This is a genomic window from Streptomyces sp. NBC_01275 (assembly GCF_026340655.1).
GTDB lineage: Bacteria > Actinomycetota > Actinomycetes > Streptomycetales > Streptomycetaceae > Streptomyces.
Genome location: NZ_JAPEOZ010000001.1, coordinates 6,926,751 through 6,945,882, shown reverse-complemented (window position 1 = coordinate 6,945,882; position 19,132 = coordinate 6,926,751). Strand labels below are relative to the sequence as shown.

The following is a 19,132-nucleotide window of genomic DNA, read 5'->3' as shown; positions in this document are numbered from 1 at the left end:
GCGCAACAGCTTGAGTAGTCACCGAACTCCCTACCCAGAATGACCTGGGCGAGGTTCAGAGGGTCTGCGGCCTGGTTGCCGCACTCTCAGCGCTGTGGCGCTCCCCTGTCGGATGCTGAAGTTGTGATAAGACGATGTGACCTGGCCAGATTACCTCTCGGTGGCCGCCAGCTGTCCACAGGCCCCGTCGATCTCCTGGCCTCGGGTGTCCCGGACGGTGACCGGCACCCCGTGCGCCGCGATGGCCTGGACGAACGCCTTCTCGTCCTCGGGCCGGGAGGCCGTCCACTTCGAGCCCGGGGTCGGGTTGAGCGGGATCAGGTTGACGTGCACCGGCTTGCCCTTGAGCAGCCGGCCGAGCCGGTCGCCACGCCACGCCTGGTCGTTGATGTCCCGGATCAGCGCGTACTCGATGGAGAGCCGGCGCCCGGACCTCGCCGCGTACTCGAGGCCGGCGTCGAGCACCTCGCGCACCTTCCACCGCGTGTTCACGGGGACGAGGGTGTCGCGCAGCTCGTCGTCAGGGGCGTGCAGGGAGATCGCGAGCCGGCACTTGAAGCCCTCGTCGGCGAACCGGTGGATGGCGGGCACCAGCCCGACCGTCGACACGGTGATGCCCCGCTGCGACAGCCCGAGCCCGTCCGGTGCCGGGTCGGTGAGCGCCCGGACGGCGCCGACGACCCGCTTGTAGTTGGCGAGGGGCTCGCCCATGCCCATGAAGACGATGTTGGACAGCCGCGCGGGACCGCCCGGGACCTCGCCGTCGCGCAGCGCCCGCATCCCGTCCACGATCTGGTGCACGATCTCGGCGGTCGACAGGTTCCGGTCCAGACCGGCCTGCCCGGTCGCGCAGAACGGGCAGTTCATCCCGCAGCCGGCCTGCGAGCTGATGCACATCGTCACCCGGTCCGGGTAACGCATGAGCACCGACTCCACGAGCGTGCCGTCGAACAGCCGCCACAGCGTCTTGCGGGTGGTGCCCTCGTCGGTCGACAGATGCCGGACGACGGACATCAGGTCCGGCAGCAGCGCCTCGCGCAGCTTCTCGCGCGATCCGGCGGGGATGTCGGTCCACTCCGCCGGGTCGTGGGCGTAGCGCGCGAAGTAGTGCTGCGACAACTGCTTGGCACGAAACGGCTTCTCACCGATCTCCGCCACGACCTCCTTCCGCTCGGCGGGCGAGAGGTCGGCGAGGTGCCGCGGCGGCTTCTTGGCTCCGCGGGGGGCGACGAAAGTGAGTTCTCCGGGCTTAGGCATGGCCACACCAGTGTCGCAGATCGAATCTCGTGGCCTGGGCCGGAAGTCCTGCGGGGTAGTCGTTGTTGGTCATCCCTGGTCGTCCTGGGCCCCCCTCGGACGGCCCACAGACGGCCCGGCCCACGGGGGCCAGCGGGGTGTCTGCGCAGGTGAAGCTGCCTCACCGTGACACCTGGGCCCGGAGCGAGACTTTGCTGGGGCCGGTGGTGCTCACCCTCACACCCGAAACTAGAATCGAACGCGTGAACGCACGTAACGCATGCGCCAGCAGGGGGAGACGTCGAGGCGCAGGGCAGGGAAGGTGCGGAGACGCCGAGGTTTGAGCAGCTCTGCGCCTCGATGCCTTCGATCACATACTGGGATCCCCGACAAAATACTCGTCAGGATGCGCTCGCAAGATCTCCGGCACGTCCGTCGTCAGGTCATCGCAAATAGCGTCGGGGGTGCCATCCGGGAAGAGAACCACCATGTGGTCTGGCCACCCCTCCACTGGCGGCACAGCACCCTCGGCACCGAATACCGTCTGCAATTGCGGGACTACTCTCCGCCAGTCCGACTTAGAATCCAGTTCCACGATCACGCGAACTGCCATGGACTCCTACTCCTTCTATCCGACGCCCTCGCCGTACACCTCTGCGACCAGACAACGAACCAGTCCAGTCACGAGTGCCCGCCAGATACGCTTCCGTGCTCCATCACTCGGGACAGGGCCGCTTCAGCATTGATCAGCCCCCAGCCGAAATTTTGATTCGGATGGGGGTCTGCCTGGTCTTGACGCAATGGCGTAGCCGTCTCTCGGATGATTGTCGAGACTTCCTCCGCCGTCAAGTCGGGCGCAATGGAGATCATCAGGGCAGCAAGACCGCTCACGTGAGGGGCCGCAAAACTAGTTCCACTGTGCGTGTCATGCCCATTACTGAGATGCGTGGAACTAATTCCCACACCTGGAGCACACACAACGATGTGGTCTCCACTGTTCGAGAAGTAGGCACGCTGATTATCAAGGTCAGTCGCACCGACGGCAATAACTCCAGAGTATCCCGCTGGATACATCTTCCTATTCTTCGCGTGACCTTCGTTTCCAGCAGCAGCGACCAGAATCTTTCCGCGGTCTTGAGCGTGATGGATGGCCCGGAGTACGAATTCGTTGTTCTTCGCCCTACCCAAGCTCATATTCAAAATGCTGGCCCCGCCGCAGTCCACTGACCATCGAATTCCTGCTGCCAGGTTAGCCATGTTGCCGACGGTTTCATATTCACGCCTGACTGGCTCGTATGCCGTGGCGAGGACGCGTACCGGCAGTATCCGACAGCGTCGCGTCATCCCCGTCACCCCACCAAGATGGCTACATTCGCAAGAGATCGTGCCAGCGACATGCGTACCGTGCCCGACTTCGTCATCTGGACGATCACTGGCCCGCAGGTAGTTGCCTATAAGCTCTCTACCTGCTGGATACTGCTTCCCCGTGAAGTCCACACAGTTCTTACCCTGCAGCAGGTTGGATTGCAGGTCTGCATGGTTGAAGTCGACACCTGAGTCGATAACAGCAACCACGACGTGAGGTTCACCGTAAGTGCGCCTCCACGCTCTCGGGCAGTCAATTGCCTCTAGGTTCCACTGGGTTGGGAAAGTTTCATGTGCTGACCGGTCCACAGCCAGGCTCACATACCAGTCATTCGACGTAGCCAACTCAATGCGCTTGCCTTTCGTATCTAGCAAGCGCGCTACCGCCTCGTCGACAGGCACTTCCGGATCGAACCGCAGTCTATAGCTAACGTGATCCTCATCAGGGTCGGATTTAAACCTGGCCCCATCCCACTTAGGCGGCCCCCTGAAGAACAAGCGCGTGATCGACCACACGCCTATCTCACCCAGAACGCTGTCTATCTCTGGGTCGCCTAGGGTTGTCACGGGAGACGCAGAGCCGGAAGGATCCGGAATGAAGGGATTAACCATGCCCGCCAGCCAGGGAGCCAGCTCGATGAGTACTTCCCCAGGTATTTGCCCGGAGCTCTCTTCCGGAAGCGCGCGTTCTGTGTTCATAGCAGGATGCCTCAAGTCATTTGCCTGCCAACTACTGCTTGGCGGTACCTCGAGAATGTCTCTTCGATCGCGCGGTCGCTTATCCCTCCACGTTAATGGAGGTTTCCCGAGCTCGCACGCCGAGTTGGCTGCCACTCCTTGAAAAGGAAAACAGTGAACACGTGGATTCGCCCTACTCGATGGGCTCACGCGGCCGATGCCTACCTCTGACCTGGTACGCCTTCGACACAAGGTGTGACGCTGCGCGCCCTTACGTCCTCCGCGGATACGGGCAGGAGGTCTGAGGCATGGCCAACTCTCAAGCAGATCGTTGGGCGAGCCAGCCTGAGCGCTGATCATCCGAAGCCTCAGTGCGAACGCGCTGGAACCCCATCCGCTCGCCGCTCGTAGTAGGCGTGCAGGTTCGTTTTCGTGCGCCATATGTCGATGCGCACCCACGTGCGTCCCTCAAGTGCTGCAAGACGGGACAACCAGTCAATGACCCGACGCCGAGTTGCCAGCTGGAGGGTGCGTGCCCCCATGGCCGCTACGCTGGTACGCACCACGGCAGAACGGAGAGTGTTCCGCGCATGGGCCCGAAGACGACCAAGGTCTACGAGACGCTCCACGAACGGCTCGCGTCAGGCGAGTACGCCCCCGGCACCAAGCTCCCGTCCGAACGCACCCTGACCGAGGAACTCGGCATCGGCCGGACGGCGCTGCGACAGGTGCTTGCCCGTCTCGTGTCCGAGGGTGCACTGGAAGTTCGGGGCCGGAGCGCCTACCGCGTTCCGGGACTGGTGAGCGTGAGGACCCCGGAGGGTCTGGAGCCGTGGCGCATCCATGGCGAGCGCGACGTCTACGACAACCGTTGGGTCAAGCTTCAGGTCTGGGATGTGGAGCCCCCCGGCGTCGAGCGGTTCGAGCACCACGTCGTGAAGCTGCACCACGTCGCCGTCACGGCCGTGGTCGACGACCAGGACCGCGTCCTCATGCTGTGGCGGTACCGCTTCGTCCCGCAGCAATTCGGCTGGGAGCTCCCCGGCGGGATCGTGGACGAAGGGGAGGATGCGGCGGAGACTGCGCTCCGGGAAGTCGTCGAGGAGACCGGTTGGCGACCGAAGTCACTCGAGCATGTGGTCACCTATCAGCCGATGATTGGCATGGTGGACTCGCCACACGAGATCTTCGTGGGCCACGGGGCTGAACAGGTCGGCTCTCCGACGGATCTCGAAGAGGCGGGCCACATCGAGTGGGTTCCGCTCGCCGACATTCCAGGACTCATGGCTCGTGGTGAGCTGATGGGCTCCGGAACGCTGGTCGCCCTGCTTCACATCTTGGCCAGCCGTGGCAAGCAGGGGCTTACAGCCGCGCACTGAGCATGTCCACCCGTCGGCGCTGTCGCACCGAGCTGGTGCGGTTCGCCAGTAGTCGAGCCTCCCTCAGGTGGGTGCGCGCGTCGTCGTACTCGGCTCGTGCCAGATGGGCTTGCGCGAGATCGGTGTGCAGTCCCGCGCGCGCCCGCACGAAGGTCGGGTCTGCCACCTCAAGGGCGCTGTAGAGGCTACTCACGGCGTCACCGTCACCGAGCAGGGCAAGCACGCTGCCACGCCAACGGGCCAGATGCGCACCGTTCAAGAAGATGCTCAGCATGTCCGGGTCACGGTCCCCCGACCCCGCCGGGATGCACTCCGTAGCGGCATCGAGGGCGCGCCGGCAGTCGTCGTCCATCCCCGCGCGGGCGCACAGCTCAGCTTCTGCGCCGAACAGCCACGCCCGAAGACGTGGCGAACCGTCCCCGCCGAGAACGCGTTGAGCATCGCGGACCAGGTCGACCCCCAGTGCTGGCCGGCCCGCCTCGCACAGTACGTACGCCTGCTCCGCCATGGCGTGAGCCAGATACATCGGAGCCTCAGCGTCGCGCGCCGCGCGCTTCGCCAACTCGTAGTTTCTCCAGGCTCGTTCGACCGCACCCGAGTCGATCGCCTGCCACGCGGCCATGGTCGACGCGCCCGCGAGCGCGAGCGCGATCGGGCGGCGCGCGCCCGGCAGCACCGCGAAGTTGAGCGCGTCCTCAAGAGCGGAGAGATGCCCCGTCACCTGGTCCACAAGGCTGGCAGCGCCGCGCTCACGGTCCATGGTGCGGAGCAACTCCGTCTGCGCCTCGAAGGCTTGCACCATGGACCCGCTGATGCTGCTGGCTGAATCGATCCTGCTCAGCAACTCGTCATAGCCGTCCACCACGGGCACAGCGACCTGCGATGCGTCACCCCTCAGCTCTGCGTCCGTGGTTCCCAGAAGGCTGCGCAGGATGGCCGCATAGCGGTCCGAGATGGTGCGCTTGCCGTTCTCCCACTCGGACACGTACACCCGCAGACTCGCCGTCGAAGCAACGTCAGTGACGTGTCGTCGGGCGTACTGCTCGATCTCTCGGACCAGTCGCTCCTGGGACCAGCCCCGCGCCGTTCGCGCGCTTCGAAGTCCTGTGCTCACGGACCACCGTCCGGCGATAGCTCCATACACCCACCATCCCAGCATGGCTCGCGTTGTTGCAGGTCAACAGGGGTTAACAGGACGGGGGTTAAGTCCTGTGAGGTACCGAGACCCCCGTCTCGACCTGTCTTCTTGAGGTGCACCGCAAGGCGGATCGCCACCTGAATCAGTGAACCACCTTGACTCTGGTGCGCACCAGATGCAAACCTTCTGGTGCGCACCAGCTCACGGAGCTGACTCCGGTTAGCGGTGCGAAGGAACGTCCCTTTGCAGGCCGTTCCGCGAGCAGAGGGCGGGGACGCTGCAATCCCGCTAAAGGCCAGGCAGAACAGGGTTTCGGCCCGTACTGGCGAGGTGGCCCGGCGACCGCGAGCAACGGCCGGAGAGTGGGGACTCGGTCCCCCTTGCAGTGTTTTCCCTTCCTCCCTTCGACCGAGGAGTTCCGATGCTTCGACGACATCGTTCGGCGCTGCCGTGTGGGACCGACACGGACAGCATCGCCCGCTGAGTCCTTCTACAGCCCCTCCTGAGCACGACGGACCCCAGCTTCGGCTGGCGGGCGTCGCGCACGGGGATACCGCAGCGCGTTCGGATGCGCGCTGTGGGCCGGTTGCCTCCGCTGCTCGTCGCGTACGAGCAGCGCTGAGGGGAGCCGCGCACGCGAGCTTCATCCGTCGGCCGAAGGACTGTTCATGAGCCGCTTGAAGAATGCCGCCGCCTCGAACCGTGCCGCTGCTCAGGTGCAGCGTGACGCCGGCCGCGAGCAGGCTGCGGACCGCCTTGAGGCCCGCGCCGGAGAGCTGGAGTCCGGCAAGGTCGTCGACCGCACCGACGCCGCGAGCGCCCTGGTGCGCTTCGCGTTCCGTCACTGACCAACCCGCATGTCCGCCCCGCCGCTTCGGCCGGGGCGCTTCGGCCGCTGCTGCGGCCGTGCCGCACGTCGCGTGCGGCTGAACCCCATAAACGGCGCGGGCCCCGGAGGTGCAACTCCGGGGCCCGCTGTTCGGGCCGTTCACCCCTGAGAGAGGAAGCACGACCCAATGGATCACATCGTGACTGTTCAGGAAGCTGTTACGGCGTTCGCCGACTGGATGGAGCCGACGGACGCCGAGCTGGACGCGATCGAGGCTGAGATGCCGCTGATCGTCGCGGACATCGAGGCTCTGGACGTTCAGATCGCCCTGCTCGAGCGGACGCCGAGCGAGCTGGACGAGCGGCGGGTGCGCCGCGGCCGGCACCGGGTGCTGGCGGAGCGGGCGGCCCTCGCCAACCGCGTCGTGGCGGGGGAGGCGGCATGAGCGCCGAGGACCTCGCCGGGCAGGGGGCCGTCATCACGTCTCTGGCCGGTCTCCTGGCCCGTCACCCGGATCTGCCCGCCGCCTACTTCACCGTCAGCCGGCACACGGCGGGTGAGTTGGGCGTGCAGCTCGACAGTCCCGTCAAGGTGGAGGCGTGGCGTGAGGCGCTGGGCGTCGACGTGGACCTGATGCGCGTCGAGGCATTCGGTCACCGGTCGTCGCTGGAGTTCGACGCGACCGTGCACGGCGTCGACTTCCACGTCTTCGCCGCCTACGAGCAGGCGACGGCGCAAGCGGGTGCGGCATGAGCGCGCCCGCCTACGTCGACGCGTCGTCGACGCCCGTCGACGTGGAAAAGGCCATCACCGCGATCGCGGCCGTGCTCACGGTGCTGCTGACCGCGGTCGCCTTCTGGCTGTCGTATGAGCACTTGCAGGAGGTGGCCGCCGCCCACGGCATGGCCGAAGCGGTCGCGCGGTCGTGGGCGTGGCCGGCCACGGTGGATCTGTTCATCGTGATCGGCGAGCTGCTGATTCTGCGCGCCTCCCTCGCCCACAAGGTCGACGGGTGGGCGATCGGCCTGGTCGCCGCGGGCGACGGCGCTTCCATCGCGCTGAACGTCGCCGGGGTCGGCAAGGACGCCAACGCTCTGGACTACGTGGTGGCCGCGGTGCCTCCGGTGGCCGCGCTGCTGGCGTTCGGGGCGTTGATGCGTCAGGTGCACGCCTACCTCGCACGCCGCGCGTCGACGCCCGTCACCCTCCCGCCCCCGGGCGTCGACGTGGCTTCGACGCCCGTCGACGTGAGCGTCGACCGCCTGCCCGCCGCACCGCCCGCACCCCCGGCGATCGAGCCGGACCCGGTGCCGGAGCTCGCCGCGCTGCCGGTCGGCGTCGAGGCGGGTTCGACGCCCGTCACCGCCGGACCGGCCGCTGTCGACGCCCGGTCGACGGCCGTCGATCTGTGCACGCCGGTCGTCTACGCCAACCGGGTCGATCAGTTGGTGCGGGCGCTGTACGGGTCGGATTTCACGCAGCCGAGCTCGGCGCGGATGACGCAGGCCATGACCGCCGTCGGGCTGGGCGGGTCGGAGTCGACGGCGCGCACGGCGCGGGGCCGGGTCAAGGCGCGTGAGCCGTACCTGGCCGACTTCCCCGCCGCGATCGCCGGTTGAGGAGACGCCATGACCTCTCGCAACAAGCGCCGGCAACCGGTCGGGGACATGTTCCCGGGCATGGCCGACCGGATCGCCGGCCGCCCTCCGAAAGCGGAGACGGAGCCGGAAGCGATGACGCTGGATGAGGCGATCGCCCGCTCGGTCGCGATCCTCGACCGCGTCCTGGCCGCCTTCCCCGTCGTCGCCACGGTCGGGCTGTTCTCCGGCGGCAACGACTCCGTGGTGGTCAACCACCTCTTCCGCCGCCGGGTGGACGCGGTCGCGCACGTCAACACCGGGACCGGCATCCCGGAGACCACCCAGCACGTTCGCGACGTGGTCGCCTCCTGGGGCCTGCCCCTGCACGAGCTGCACCCCAAGCACTCCTATCGGGATCTCGTGCTCGGCAACGTGCTCGCCACCCGCGGCAAGAGCATCGGCCGCCCGGTGTGGAAGGGCTTCCCCGGCCCGGCCGGGCACTCCGTCATGTACCGCCGACTCAAGGACGAACCCCTTCAGCGATTGCGCGGGCAGATCATCGGCTCGCGCGGGCGTTCCCGCAACGTCGTCTACCTGGGCGGCATGCGGTGGGCGGAGACCCACCGGCGATTCCGCAACGCCGAAGAGGTCGACCGTGAGGGCGCGCTGATCTGGGTGTCCCCGATCGTGCACTGGACCGACGCCCACATGCGCGAATACCGGGCCCGGCACCGCTGCACCCTCCCGCACGAGCACGCCGAACACCAGATGTGCACCCCGGACGCACTGCCCCTGAACGAGGTCACCGCTCACCTGCACATGTCCGGGGAGTGCCTGTGCGGAGCGTTCGCCAAGCCCGGCGAACTCGACGAGATCGAGTACTTCTACCCCCACGCCACCAAGCCCTTGCGGGAGCTGGAGCGCGAGACGGAAGCCGCGGGCCTGCCCGCGTGCAAGTGGGGGCAGCGCCCGCCGGGCCCGCGCTCCCGCCGCCCGGCCGGACGGCTGTGCTCCAAGTGCGACGACGTCGAGGGGCAAGCCGATCTGCTCGCCGAATGGCGAGAGTCCGGGCTGATCACTCCCGCCCAGTTCGACGCCTTCACCCGCACCGACGAACAGCGCGCCGCCTGAACCCCGTCAACACAGAGACCCGGACGCCGCGCCCTGGAAAGCAGTGCGTCCGGGTCCTGCTCTCCTCCATGAAGGAGTGACCCTCAGCATGACCGAGACCACCACCGACCCGGTAGTGCCCCCGCCAGCCACCGCACCCCCTCCCACCCCCACCCCGCCCCGCGTGACGCCCCCGGTGCCTGCCGTGCAGTCCGCCCCGGTCCATACACCGGGTGGCATCCCGGTGCTGCCGCTGGCCCTGTCCGGCACCAACGCCGGCGTCGGCGCGGTGAGCGCCCTCACTCTGGTGGGCGGCGGGCCGGTCGCGCTGGCGGCGGCCGTGGGCGGTGCCGCGGTCCTGGGCACGGCCGCCGCCGTCCGCGCCCGCCGCGACAACCGTGAGCGTCGCAGCAAGACCAACACCGGCAAGTCCGCCCGCCGCAGCCCCTCCCCGTCCCGCAGCGCTGGTTCGCCGAAGGGCGGCGCGCTGGCGGGCGGCAGGGGACGCGGTTCCGGTTCCAAGCCGCGCAGCGGGGCGGGTAAGTCCGGCTCGCTGCGCAGCCTGGCTGCCACCGCCGGGCGTCACGCCGCCCGTCCCACGTCACCCCTCACCAAGGCACGCGCCGCGGGCGCGGCGAGCACCGGCCGTACGGCTGGTGGTGGGGGGCGTGTCGGTCAGGTGCGGGCGCTGCGCCGGGAGCGCAAGGAGCAGGCACCGACCCGCGCGGCGGCCCGCAAGCAGGCCACCGCCGCCCGCCGCGCCGTCGGGGACGCGCGCCGCGACGCCCGCGCCGCAGCCCGCGCCGGCAAGACCGCCCCCGGCGGGAAGGGGTGGGCGGGCCGCGCGGCCGGATGGGCCGGCGGCAAGACGGCGTCCGGCACCCGGGCCCTGGTCGGCAAGGCCCGCCAGGCGCGGGACCGGAGCACGGACGCGCAGGTCGACGCGAAGCGGTCGCAGGTGCGCAAGGCACCCGCCCGCCGCAAGGCCCGTTGGGGCCTTGCGAAGTCCGCGGCCCGCTTCCAGGGCCGCCGTCTGCTGGCCGCGCTCGTCTCCGGGACGGCCGGGGCGCTGGGGTGCCTGACCACTCCGCTGGGGCGCAAGCTCGGCTGGCGGTGGCTGATGCACCCCGGCCAGCGGCTGTACCGGCGGCTCATGACCGCCGCCCACGCCCAGCGCGCCGCCCGCGACGCGGCAATCCGGGCGCGGCGGGCCGCGGAAGAAGCCGCCGTCGAGGAGAGCCCGGACGAGATCGGGGACCGCGTCGCGCGTCCCGCCCGCCTCATCCCCACGGCCCCCGGGGCCGGTCAGGAGATTCACGTGTCTGGTTTCAAGTTCGACGAGGCCGCGGCCGAGATGGAGAACGCGGCGCGCACCTACGAGCCCGACGGGAACATGGAAGTTCTCGCGATGGTCGACGACCTGCCCACGGCGCTGCTGTCGGTCGCGAACACCTTCCGCGTCCTGGCCGAGCGCTCCGACCAGGAGTTCGCCTTCGAGAAGGACGTGGCCACCGGCTTCGACGACATCCACCAGACCCTCCTCAACGCCGTCGACGCGGCCGAGACCCTCGTGCCGCTGTTCCGCCGCGTCCACGAGCAGGACATCGCCCGCCACGAGGACCCCCGCAACGGCACCGAGGCCGAGAAGGGCTGGAACGTCTAGCCATGACCACCACCACCGAGACGGCCGTGACCAGCAGCAAGAACAGCAGCAAGCCGAAGCAGGAGGCCGGGAGCGGCGGTGGTCCGGTGTGGGACTGGGCGGCCGGTCACGGACCCGTGACCGGTGCCCTGTCCGCCACCACCGGCGCGTTCGCCGTCGCCACCACCGGCGCGGCGACCGGCATGCCCCCGGGCTGGGCGCTCGCCGTCGGCGCGGCCGGCGCGATCGGCCACACCGCCGCCGGCATCCGGCTGAGCAACGCCGGCCGTACCGTCGCCGCCCGCGCCGCGTCCTGGCTCGTCGGCGCGGGCTGGACCACCTGGGCCATGACCAACGGCCCGCTCACCTGGCAGGCGCTCGGCTCCCTCGCCGTCATCGGCGTCGCAACGGCCACCGTCACCCGCTCGACCGACCTCTATGAAGAGGCCCGTGAGGAAGAGGCGCTGGCCGCGGAGGAGCGGGCGGTGGCGCTGGAGCTGTCGCAGGAGCGGCGGGCGATCGCCGAGGAATGGATCGACCGGATCCGGCGGGTGTGCGGGGTGAGCGTGCGAGTGTTGGCGGTGGAGCGCTGGCCGACGGGGACCGGGTTCACGATCGACGCGGAACTCCCCGGTGCCACCACGTATGACCAGATCGCCGTGCGGGCGGCCGCTCTGTCGGCGGACGCTCACCTCCCGCACGGCTGCACGGCCACCGCGGGACCGGGCGTCCACCAGGGCCGCACCCTCATCGACGTAGCCACCGTCAACGCCCTGGAGACCGAAACCCCCTACCCCTCCGATTACGCCCCGCTCTCCCTGCACACCGGGATCCCGTGGGGCTACCGCTCCAACGCCGAACAGATCCTCACGTACTTGCGGGAACAGTGCGCGCTGGTCGTCGGGCCGACCGGGTCGGGCAAGACGAACATGGTCCACGTGATCCTGGCCGGGTTCGCCCGCGCGGTCGACGTGCTCACGTTCGTGATCGACCTGAACGCCGGATCGGCCGGCCTGTCCTGGGTGCTTCCCGCTCTCGGGCATCAGCCCGCGCCCGGTGAGCGTCCGATGCGGCCGGGGATCGACTGGCTGGCGGGCACGGTCGAGGAAGCCCACCTGATGCTGGACGCGGTGCTGCGGATCGGGAAGCAGCGCAAGATCTCCTACCAGGCCCTCATGGCGCGGGAGGACACCGACCTGTTGCCGGTCGGGCCGTCGATCCCGCAGATCATGCTGGTCGTCGACGAGGGAGCCGAGATCCTCACCAGCACCGACAAGACCCTGAAGGAACTCGCGAAGAAGATCCTCGAAGTCATCCGGATGCTGCGCGCCATGGGCGTGCGCACCGTCCTGACCGCCCTCGGCTCCACCGGCTCCGTCCTCGGCAACCTCATGATCCGCCGCGAGGCGAAGGTCAGGGTCGCCCTGACCGGCGGGGAGAAGGAGGGCATGGACCTGTCCAAGCTGTTCCCCGGCACCCGCGGCCTCAAGGTCGACCAGGCCCCCTACAAGGGAGCCGGGTTCATGGGCACCCCGGAGTCGCCGGCCGCGCTGTTCAAGTGCTGGCGGATCCTGCCCAGCCAGATCCGCGAGATCGTCGCCGCCACCAGCGAACGCCACCCCGCCCTCGACGACGTCTCCGCCAAAGCGGCCGGGGAGACGTACGCGCGGAGGTGGGACGCCGACCGGATCGACTGGATGCACAGCCCCCAGCCCACACCCCTCACCCCCGCCGACGGCGGGGCGGGCGGGGAGCCGCGGCGCGGACTGAACCTCTCGGCCCTGCGCGACCAGCCCGCCCCGCCGCCGACACCGGAGCAGGAGGCGGGGTCGGACGTCGACCGGCTCGCGGACGCGTTCATGCGCGAGATCGACGAACACTTCGGCACCACCACCGAACCCGACCACGCCCAACCCCAGCCGGAACGGGAGCGGGAGCGGCCGCAGCGTCCGGGACTGAACCTGTCCGCCCTGCGCGACGACCACGGCACCACCCCGGAGCCGGGAACGACGGCGGGGCGGGACGGCGGGCCGGACTGGCTGGCGGGCGCGATCGCCGCGATCGCCGAAGCAGGACCGGCGGGCATGAAGCCGTCCGCCGTCGCCGACCGCGTCAACCGCAGCCGGCAGGGCGTGCGCGACGCGCTCAAGGCCGCCGCCGAGCGGGGCGAGCTGGTCTACCGGGACAACGGACCGCACTCGGTCTACGTCCACCCCGACCACGCCTGAACCGCTCACAGACGGCTACCGGCTAGTGGCTACCGGAAACTTGCCACTAGCCACTAGAACACCCCTCTACTGACCAACAGGGGCCCCTGGCAGGCATTTTCCGCTTGCCAGTAGCCACTAGCCAGTGACCACTAAAACCACACACCGTGACCAGCAGGAGCCCGCCCGGAACCGTTCCGGGCGGGCTCCCGCACGTCCTCGGCTCGCCGGAAGGAGCACCACATGCACCACCGCGAACCGCACGGAAACATCGCCCCGCACATCCCCGCCGACGCCTACAACCGCGCACAAGCCACCGGACAGCCGGTCGTCATCGTCGTCAACGACACCCGCCCGGCCCACACCGAGTGGCGGCGGTTGCTGATGCCGTTCGCCATCGCCGGCGCGACCGTCGCCGGCGGCTGGGGACTGGTCGCCGCCATCTGCTACCTGCTCGACGCCGCCGCCCACACCTTCACCGTCATCGCCGGCGCAGCCGGCCCCATCGGCGTCGGCGGGCTCACCCTCAAGCTCGCCCACTCCAAGAAGTGATCTCGCCGAAGGAGCACCGCATGGAACTCGACCCCGACGAGATCGTCACGGTCGAACTCGGCTGGGACAACGACGGGTTCCCGACAGCCTGGAGCCGCGATATCACCCGCCGCCAGCTCGCCGACCTGCTCTTGCAGATCGACGACATGGCCAACGCCGACCACTAGCTATGCCAAGGGCGGCCCCCGTTCTCGCCAAAGTCCGGGGCCGCCCTTGCCAGCCAGTCACCCATCAAGGAACTGGAGACATTCAGCATGCCCGACCACAGCATCCATCCGCGACTGCCCGAGGGCACCGAACGTGTCGTCAGCACCGGCATTGAGCCGAGCTCCGACGGGAGCGTGATCCTCACCCTGGTCACCGTCGGCCCGACGCTCACCCTGATCGAGTACCGCATGTTCCTCGACCGGTACGTGACCTGGTCCCTGCTGCGCACCCTGGCCCGCGAACTAGACGGCATCGAGGACCCCGGCCCCACCCCGGAGGCCGCCGCCCTGCTCGACGCCGTCCGCACCGACGACCAAACCGCCATCGCCTCCGCCGGAGACGGCCTCAACGACCGCGTCCTCAGCCTGTGGGCAGACGGGAACGCGGCCGCATGACCATCTCCCTGAACACGGACCTCTCCCGGCTGGGGCTGCTCGCCTGGGCTCTCGAAGCCTCACGGCGGGACTGGCCGGTCATTCCCCTGCGGCCCATGGACAAGCGCCCGGCCGGCCACGCCGAAAAGTACTGCCCCCACACGGGCCGTTGCGCCGACGGGCACAAGACCCCAGAGGAGCGCGCCACCACCGACAAGGGCCTGTTGACCGCGGCGTGGACGCAGCAGCCCTACAACGTCGGCATCGCCACCGGCCCCTCCGGGCTCCTGGTAGTCGACCTCGACACCCTCAAGCCCCAGGAGCCGAAAGGAACGCCTGACGGCGTCGCCAACTTCGCAGCGCTCTGCGAGCGCGCCGGACAGACCGTCCCCGACACCTACCGGGTGCGGACCGCGCGCGGCGGGGAACACCTGTACTTCACCCAGCCCCCCGGTGCCCGCCTGCACAGCACCGCCGGACGCCTCGCCAAGAAGATCGACACCCGCGGCTGGGGCGGATACGTCGTCGCCCCCGGCAGCACCACCCCGGACGGCACGTACACCGTCCTCGACGACCGCCCGCCCGCCCCGCTGCCCGGCTGGCTGCACGACGCCCTCAAACGCCCTCAACGCCCCACGTACGCCATCCCGAACTCCATGAAGAGCGCGAGGGGGTACGCCGCGGCAGCGCTGCGCGGCGAGGTCGACAACGTCGCGTGCGCCGCGGACGGAACCCGCAACGCCACGCTGCTCAAGGCCGCACGGGCGCTCGGTCGGCTGATCGCGTCCGGCGACCTCGACCGCGGGGAGGTCGAGGAGGCTCTTAGCAAGGCGGCGGCGGGCAACGCCACCCGGTCGCAGCGCTACTACGACGACGTCATCACCCGCGGGCTGGACTGGTCCATCGCCCACAACCCGGCCGGCAGGCGAACGGCATGACCAACCCCCCGCCTACTAAGAGCCTTCCCGCCACAACCCGCCATCTGCAGGCCGCTCCACAGCCTGTGGACCCGGCGGGCGCATGCGAGCCGAAGGTCGCCGCCCGCAAGGGCGTCCCTTCTGCACGTCGCTCGGAGCTGTGCCCGGACGACGGGCGTCGCCCCGTGGTGTGGCTGCACATCACGGCACCACCGGACTGGAGCGTGACGCCGTCCGGACGTTCCTGGTGCTCGTGCGGCTACGACCGCCACGCCGTAGGGCGCGCCGCGGTCGCCCGGCTCGTGGAAGACCACACCCGGCACCGCACCGCCTGCCCCCGCATCCCCCGCACCCTGGAAGGAGGTACGGCCGCATGACCGCGAACGACGTGAGCCCTGATCTGTGGGAAGGGTTCGACCTGACCGCCGAGGACATCGCCGGACCCGTATGGGACGAGCCGGTACCCCTCAAGTCCCGGCCCCCGCTCCCGGCTTTCCCCGTCGACGCCCTGCCCGGCTGGCTCGCCGGCATGGTGCGCGGGGTGGCCGAGGAGACGCAGACCCCGGCGGACCTCGCCGGGTGCCTCGCCCTCGCCGTCCTTGCCACCGCGGCCGGCGGCCGGGTGAAGGTGTGCGTGCGCGGGCACTGGCGCGAGCCGGTCAACATCTACACCGCCGTCGCCCTGGACCCCGGCAACCGCAAGAGCGCCGTGTTCGACCTCATGGTCCGCCCCCTGCTCGCCGCGGAGAAAGCCCTGATCGAGCTGTCCGGGCCCGTGCGGGCGGAGGCGGAGACGACGCTCCGTCTGGCCAAGACGGCCGCCGACAAGGCCGCCGGCAAAGCCTCGGACGCAGAGCCGGACCAGCGCGCCGGACTGACCGCCGAAGCCGTCGAACTGGCCCAGGCCGTGGACGAGATGAGCGTTCCGGCCGTGCCGCAGCTCGTCGCGGACGACGTGACCCCGGAGAACATCGGGACCCTGCTGGACCAGCAGGGCGGGCGGATCGCCTGCCTGAGCGCCGAGGGCGAGCTGTTCGACATCATCGCCGGCCGCTACAGCGGCAAGCCCAACATGGGCATGTTCCTCAAAGGCCACGCCGGCGACATGATCCGCGTCAACCGCCAGGGCCGCGAAGCCCAGCACATCGACGCCCCCGCCGTCACCGTCGGCCTCGCCGTCCAGCCGGAAGTCCTCGACGCGCTCTCCCGCATCGACGGAGCCGACGGCCGCGGTCTGCTCGCCCGCTTCCTCTACTCCAAGCCCCTCTCCCTGGTCGGGCGTCGCAACCTCACACCCGACCTGCTCGACGAGCAGGTGACCGCCGCCTACAGCAGGAGCCTGAGCGGCCTCACCCTCGCCCTGGCCGACTGGACCGACCCCGCCCTGCTCCAGCTCACCCCCGAGGCCGACGCGGTCCTGCTCGCCTTCCAGAAAGTCACCGAGTCGCGTCTCGGCCCGGACGGAAGCTACGCCCCGATCGTGAAATGGGCCTCCAAGCGCGACGGAGCCGTCGCCCGCATCGCCGGCCTGCTGCACCTGGCCGCCCACCCCGAGGACGGCTGGCACAAGCCGATCGAGGCCGCCACCATGGCCGCCGCGACCGAGCTGGGCGACTACTTCACCGCGCATGCCCTGGACGTGTTCGACACCATGAGCGCCGACCCCGCCCACGACGCCGCCCTCACCGTCCTCGCCCAGCTCGTCACCGGCGCTCTCACGCAGTTCACCAAACGGGAGCTCTTCCGGGCCCTGCGGCGGGCGGACTTCCCCGCCATCGGCGACCTCGACCCCGCCCTGGCCCTGCTCGAAGAGCACGGCTGGATCCGGCAGATCCCCCCGCCGCCGCGCACCGGCCGCGGCGGCCGGCCGCCCTCGCCCCGCTACGAAACCCACCCCCGCATCACCCGCAGCCCCTGACACAACCCCCAACCCGCCGACACAACTGACAGAACCCCCACCGTGACTCGCTGACCTGCATAAACACGCATCATCGCGCTTGTGACAGAACCTGGTTAAAACTCGACAGAACTCCCCGCCCCGCGCCGGGAGCCTCCGTGACAGAACCCCGCCCGCCGAGGTTCTGTCAGGTTTTAACTCAGTTCTGTCAAAGATCGCGAACCCCGTAAAGCAGCAGGTCAGCGGCCTAGCAGCGAGGTTCTGTCAGTTCTGTCAGCGGATCCCGACTCAAGCACCCTCCAACCCGCGCTGAGTGACGGCTCAGCGCAAGGTCACCCACGTTCGGAGGACGCAGTGAAGCCGCACCGCCTGCCCGAAGAGATCGACCCCCGCGTTGTCCTGTGGCGCGGCATCCCGGATCGATACCTCACGCCCGACGACATCGCCGAGATCTTCGACGTGCCGAAAGAGACCGTCTACCAGTGGCGCAAGAAGCGGATCGGCCCGCCCGGCTTCCGCATCGGCAAACACCTCCGCTACGACCCCGCCGACGTACGCGCCTACGTCGACCAGCGCAAGCACGCCGACACCGCCGCCGCCTAACCAAACGCACACCACACAGCAGGGAGAGCCGCCCCCGCGGCTCTCCCTGCTGCATGTCCAGAGAGGACCACTGCCCGATGGCAGGCCACATCCAAGACCGCTGGTTCAAGAGCGAGACCGACGCCGACGGCAAGACCCTCCGCATCAAGACCGACCGCCACGGCACGGGCATGCGCTACCGGGCCCGGTACGTCGGGCCCGACGGTACCGAGAAGTCCAAGAGCTTCCCCGACGGACAGAAGCGCCTCGCGGAGAAGTGGCTGACCAACATCGCTTCCGACATGTCGCGCGGCCAGTACATAGACCCTCGCGCGGCCAGGGTCACCTTCAAGGGCTACGCCGAGAAGTGGCTCAAGGCTCACAGCGCGGACCTGTCCAGCCAGATCGTCACCGAACAGCGCCTGCGCCTGCACGCGTTCCCCGTCCTCGGCACACGCCCGCTCGACTCCTTCCGTCCCGAGCACATCCGCGAACTCACGAGCGCGTTGGAGGCCAACCCCGCCGTCAGCGGCGCGTACGCGCGCAACATATACGGCGACGTTCGAGCCGTACTCAGCGCGGCCGTGGACGACGGCCTGTTGCCTCGCAACCCGTGCTCCGCGAAGTCCGTCCGCCCGCCGGCCGCTGAACGACGGCGCGTCGTCCCCTGGTTGCCCGCCCAGGTGCTTGAGGTCCGTGGCGCACTCCCCGAGCGGTACCGGACCATGGTGGACGTCGGCGCGGGATGCGGACTCCGTCAGGGCGAGATCGTGGGACTCGCTGAGGACGCGCTCGACTTCGAGGGCGGCATCCTGCGGGTAGTCCGACAGGTAAAGCTCATCCGGGGAAAGGCCGTGTTCGCCCCGCCGAAGTGCGGCAAGGAACGGGACGTGCCTTTGCCGTCGTCAGTGGCTGAGGCCCTGCGTGCCCACATGGACGCCTGCAAGTCGGTCGACGTCACCCTGCCGTGGCGGAAGCCCGACGGGCCGAAAGTCTCGGTCCGACTCCTGTTCACGAACACCTCGAGCGGGATCGTGTGGCGCAGCAACTTCAACATCCAGGAGTGGAAGCCCGCGCTCTCCGTGGCCGGCCTCATCCCGGACGCCGGGGACGACGGCAAGTACGAGTCCGCCCGCGAGCACGGCATGCACGCGCTGAGGCACTTCTACGCGTCCGTGTTGCTGGACGCCGGAGAGAGCATCAAGGCCGTGAGCCAGTACCTGGGACACACGGACCCGGGGCTGACGCTGCGGGTGTACGCCCACCTCATGCCATCCAGCCAAGAGCGGACGGGAAAGGCAATCGACGCAATGTTTACAGCGAGGGATCACCGATAACCGATGTCTCCACTCGGGGCAGAGGCGCAACGATGCTGGCAGTCATTCATCTGGCTCTCGTCTAGAGGCGAGTCCCCATACGAGTACCTAGGGTGAGTTGCG

Annotated in this window: 20 protein-coding genes and 1 riboswitch; of the genes, 16 read left to right on the top strand and 4 right to left on the bottom strand. The window is 69.2% G+C overall.

Translation table 11 applies throughout. From position 1 onward, the window contains the following. Window positions 1-9: 9 nt before the first annotated feature. A riboswitch (TPP riboswitch) is annotated at window positions 10-117 on the bottom strand. Between the two features lie 33 nt (window positions 118-150). The 3 genes from rlmN to OG562_RS30945 form a co-directional block, all read right to left on the bottom strand. Further along, entirely contained in the window at window positions 151-1,257 is a 1,107-nt protein-coding gene (rlmN, locus tag OG562_RS30955; RefSeq protein WP_266403739.1) for a 23S rRNA (adenine(2503)-C(2))-methyltransferase RlmN, read from the bottom strand. Window positions 1,258-1,606: 349 nt separating this feature from the next. Then, window positions 1,607-1,849 (bottom strand): hypothetical protein, encoded by a 243-nt coding sequence (locus tag OG562_RS30950; RefSeq protein WP_266403737.1) that lies wholly within the window; start codon window positions 1,847-1,849, stop codon window positions 1,607-1,609. Window positions 1,850-1,917: 68 nt separating this feature from the next. Further along, window positions 1,918-3,300 (bottom strand): S8 family serine peptidase, encoded by a 1,383-nt coding sequence (locus tag OG562_RS30945; protein WP_266403734.1) that lies wholly within the window; start codon window positions 3,298-3,300, stop codon window positions 1,918-1,920. 569 nt (window positions 3,301-3,869) lie between these two features. Here OG562_RS30945 and OG562_RS30940 point away from each other — a divergent pair. Continuing rightward, a complete protein-coding gene (locus tag OG562_RS30940) occupies window positions 3,870-4,658 on the top strand; it encodes an NUDIX domain-containing protein (protein ID WP_266403732.1) in 789 nt (262 codons plus the stop codon). Here OG562_RS30940 and OG562_RS30935 read toward each other — a convergent pair. Further along, window positions 4,642-5,649 carry an XRE family transcriptional regulator gene (locus tag OG562_RS30935; RefSeq protein WP_266403730.1) on the bottom strand — a complete coding sequence of 336 codons (1,008 nt, stop codon included), beginning with the start codon at window positions 5,647-5,649 and terminating at the stop codon, window positions 4,642-4,644. The two genes, OG562_RS30940 and OG562_RS30935, sit on opposite strands and share 17 nt — an antisense overlap. An 815-nt stretch (window positions 5,650-6,464) precedes the next feature. On the opposite strand from OG562_RS30935, the gene OG562_RS30930 reads away from it, so the two are divergent. The 15 genes from OG562_RS30930 to OG562_RS30860 all read left to right on the top strand — a co-directional run bounded on the left by OG562_RS30930 (window position 6,465) and on the right by OG562_RS30860 (window position 19,030). Beyond that, window positions 6,465-6,644, top strand: a complete 180-nt coding sequence (locus OG562_RS30930; RefSeq protein ID WP_266403729.1) for a hypothetical protein — start codon at window positions 6,465-6,467, stop codon at window positions 6,642-6,644. Window positions 6,645-6,812: 168 nt separating this feature from the next. Then, window positions 6,813-7,070 (top strand): DUF6284 family protein, encoded by a 258-nt coding sequence (locus tag OG562_RS30925; RefSeq protein WP_266403727.1) that lies wholly within the window; start codon window positions 6,813-6,815, stop codon window positions 7,068-7,070. Beyond that, window positions 7,067-7,378 (top strand): hypothetical protein, encoded by a 312-nt coding sequence (locus OG562_RS30920; protein WP_266403726.1) that lies wholly within the window; start codon window positions 7,067-7,069, stop codon window positions 7,376-7,378. Before OG562_RS30925 ends, OG562_RS30920 begins: the two co-directional genes overlap by 4 nt. After that, window positions 7,375-8,244, top strand: coding sequence for a DUF2637 domain-containing protein (locus OG562_RS30915; RefSeq protein WP_266403725.1), 870 nt, complete (start codon window positions 7,375-7,377; stop codon window positions 8,242-8,244). The genes OG562_RS30920 and OG562_RS30915 overlap by 4 nt, the downstream gene beginning before the upstream one ends. A 9-nt stretch (window positions 8,245-8,253) precedes the next feature. After that, on the top strand, window positions 8,254-9,336 hold the full coding sequence (locus tag OG562_RS30910) for a phosphoadenosine phosphosulfate reductase family protein (protein WP_266403722.1): 1,083 nt from the start codon (window positions 8,254-8,256) through the stop codon (window positions 9,334-9,336). Between the two features lie 88 nt (window positions 9,337-9,424). After that, window positions 9,425-10,978 (top strand): hypothetical protein, encoded by a 1,554-nt coding sequence (locus OG562_RS30905; protein ID WP_266403720.1) that lies wholly within the window; start codon window positions 9,425-9,427, stop codon window positions 10,976-10,978. A 2-nt stretch (window positions 10,979-10,980) separates the two neighbouring features. Then, window positions 10,981-13,185, top strand: coding sequence for a hypothetical protein (locus tag OG562_RS30900; protein WP_266403718.1), 2,205 nt, complete (start codon window positions 10,981-10,983; stop codon window positions 13,183-13,185). Window positions 13,186-13,407: 222 nt separating this feature from the next. Beyond that, window positions 13,408-13,716, top strand: coding sequence for a hypothetical protein (locus tag OG562_RS30895; RefSeq protein WP_266403716.1), 309 nt, complete (start codon window positions 13,408-13,410; stop codon window positions 13,714-13,716). Window positions 13,717-13,736: 20 nt separating this feature from the next. Then, complete coding sequence (locus OG562_RS30890; protein WP_266403714.1) at window positions 13,737-13,883, top strand: hypothetical protein; 147 nt, start codon at window positions 13,737-13,739, stop codon at window positions 13,881-13,883. 87 nt (window positions 13,884-13,970) lie between these two features. Further along, on the top strand, window positions 13,971-14,318 hold the full coding sequence (locus OG562_RS30885) for a hypothetical protein (RefSeq protein WP_266403712.1): 348 nt from the start codon (window positions 13,971-13,973) through the stop codon (window positions 14,316-14,318). Further along, the gene (locus tag OG562_RS30880) at window positions 14,315-15,235 is read left to right on the top strand and encodes a bifunctional DNA primase/polymerase (RefSeq protein WP_266403710.1); all 921 of its coding nucleotides are present in this window, start codon (window positions 14,315-14,317) and stop codon (window positions 15,233-15,235) included. The genes OG562_RS30885 and OG562_RS30880 overlap by 4 nt, the downstream gene beginning before the upstream one ends. After that, on the top strand, window positions 15,232-15,591 hold the full coding sequence (locus OG562_RS30875; RefSeq protein WP_266403709.1) for a hypothetical protein: 360 nt from the start codon (window positions 15,232-15,234) through the stop codon (window positions 15,589-15,591). Before OG562_RS30880 ends, OG562_RS30875 begins: the two co-directional genes overlap by 4 nt. Further along, window positions 15,588-17,132, top strand: a complete 1,545-nt coding sequence (locus tag OG562_RS30870; RefSeq protein ID WP_266403707.1) for a YfjI family protein — start codon at window positions 15,588-15,590, stop codon at window positions 17,130-17,132. The genes OG562_RS30875 and OG562_RS30870 overlap by 4 nt, the downstream gene beginning before the upstream one ends. Window positions 17,133-17,465: 333 nt before the next feature. Beyond that, complete coding sequence (locus OG562_RS30865; protein ID WP_266403704.1) at window positions 17,466-17,714, top strand: helix-turn-helix domain-containing protein; 249 nt, start codon at window positions 17,466-17,468, stop codon at window positions 17,712-17,714. 77 nt (window positions 17,715-17,791) lie between these two features. Then, window positions 17,792-19,030, top strand: coding sequence for a site-specific integrase (locus OG562_RS30860; RefSeq protein WP_266403703.1), 1,239 nt, complete (start codon window positions 17,792-17,794; stop codon window positions 19,028-19,030). The last annotated feature ends 102 nt before the right edge of the window (window positions 19,031-19,132 follow it).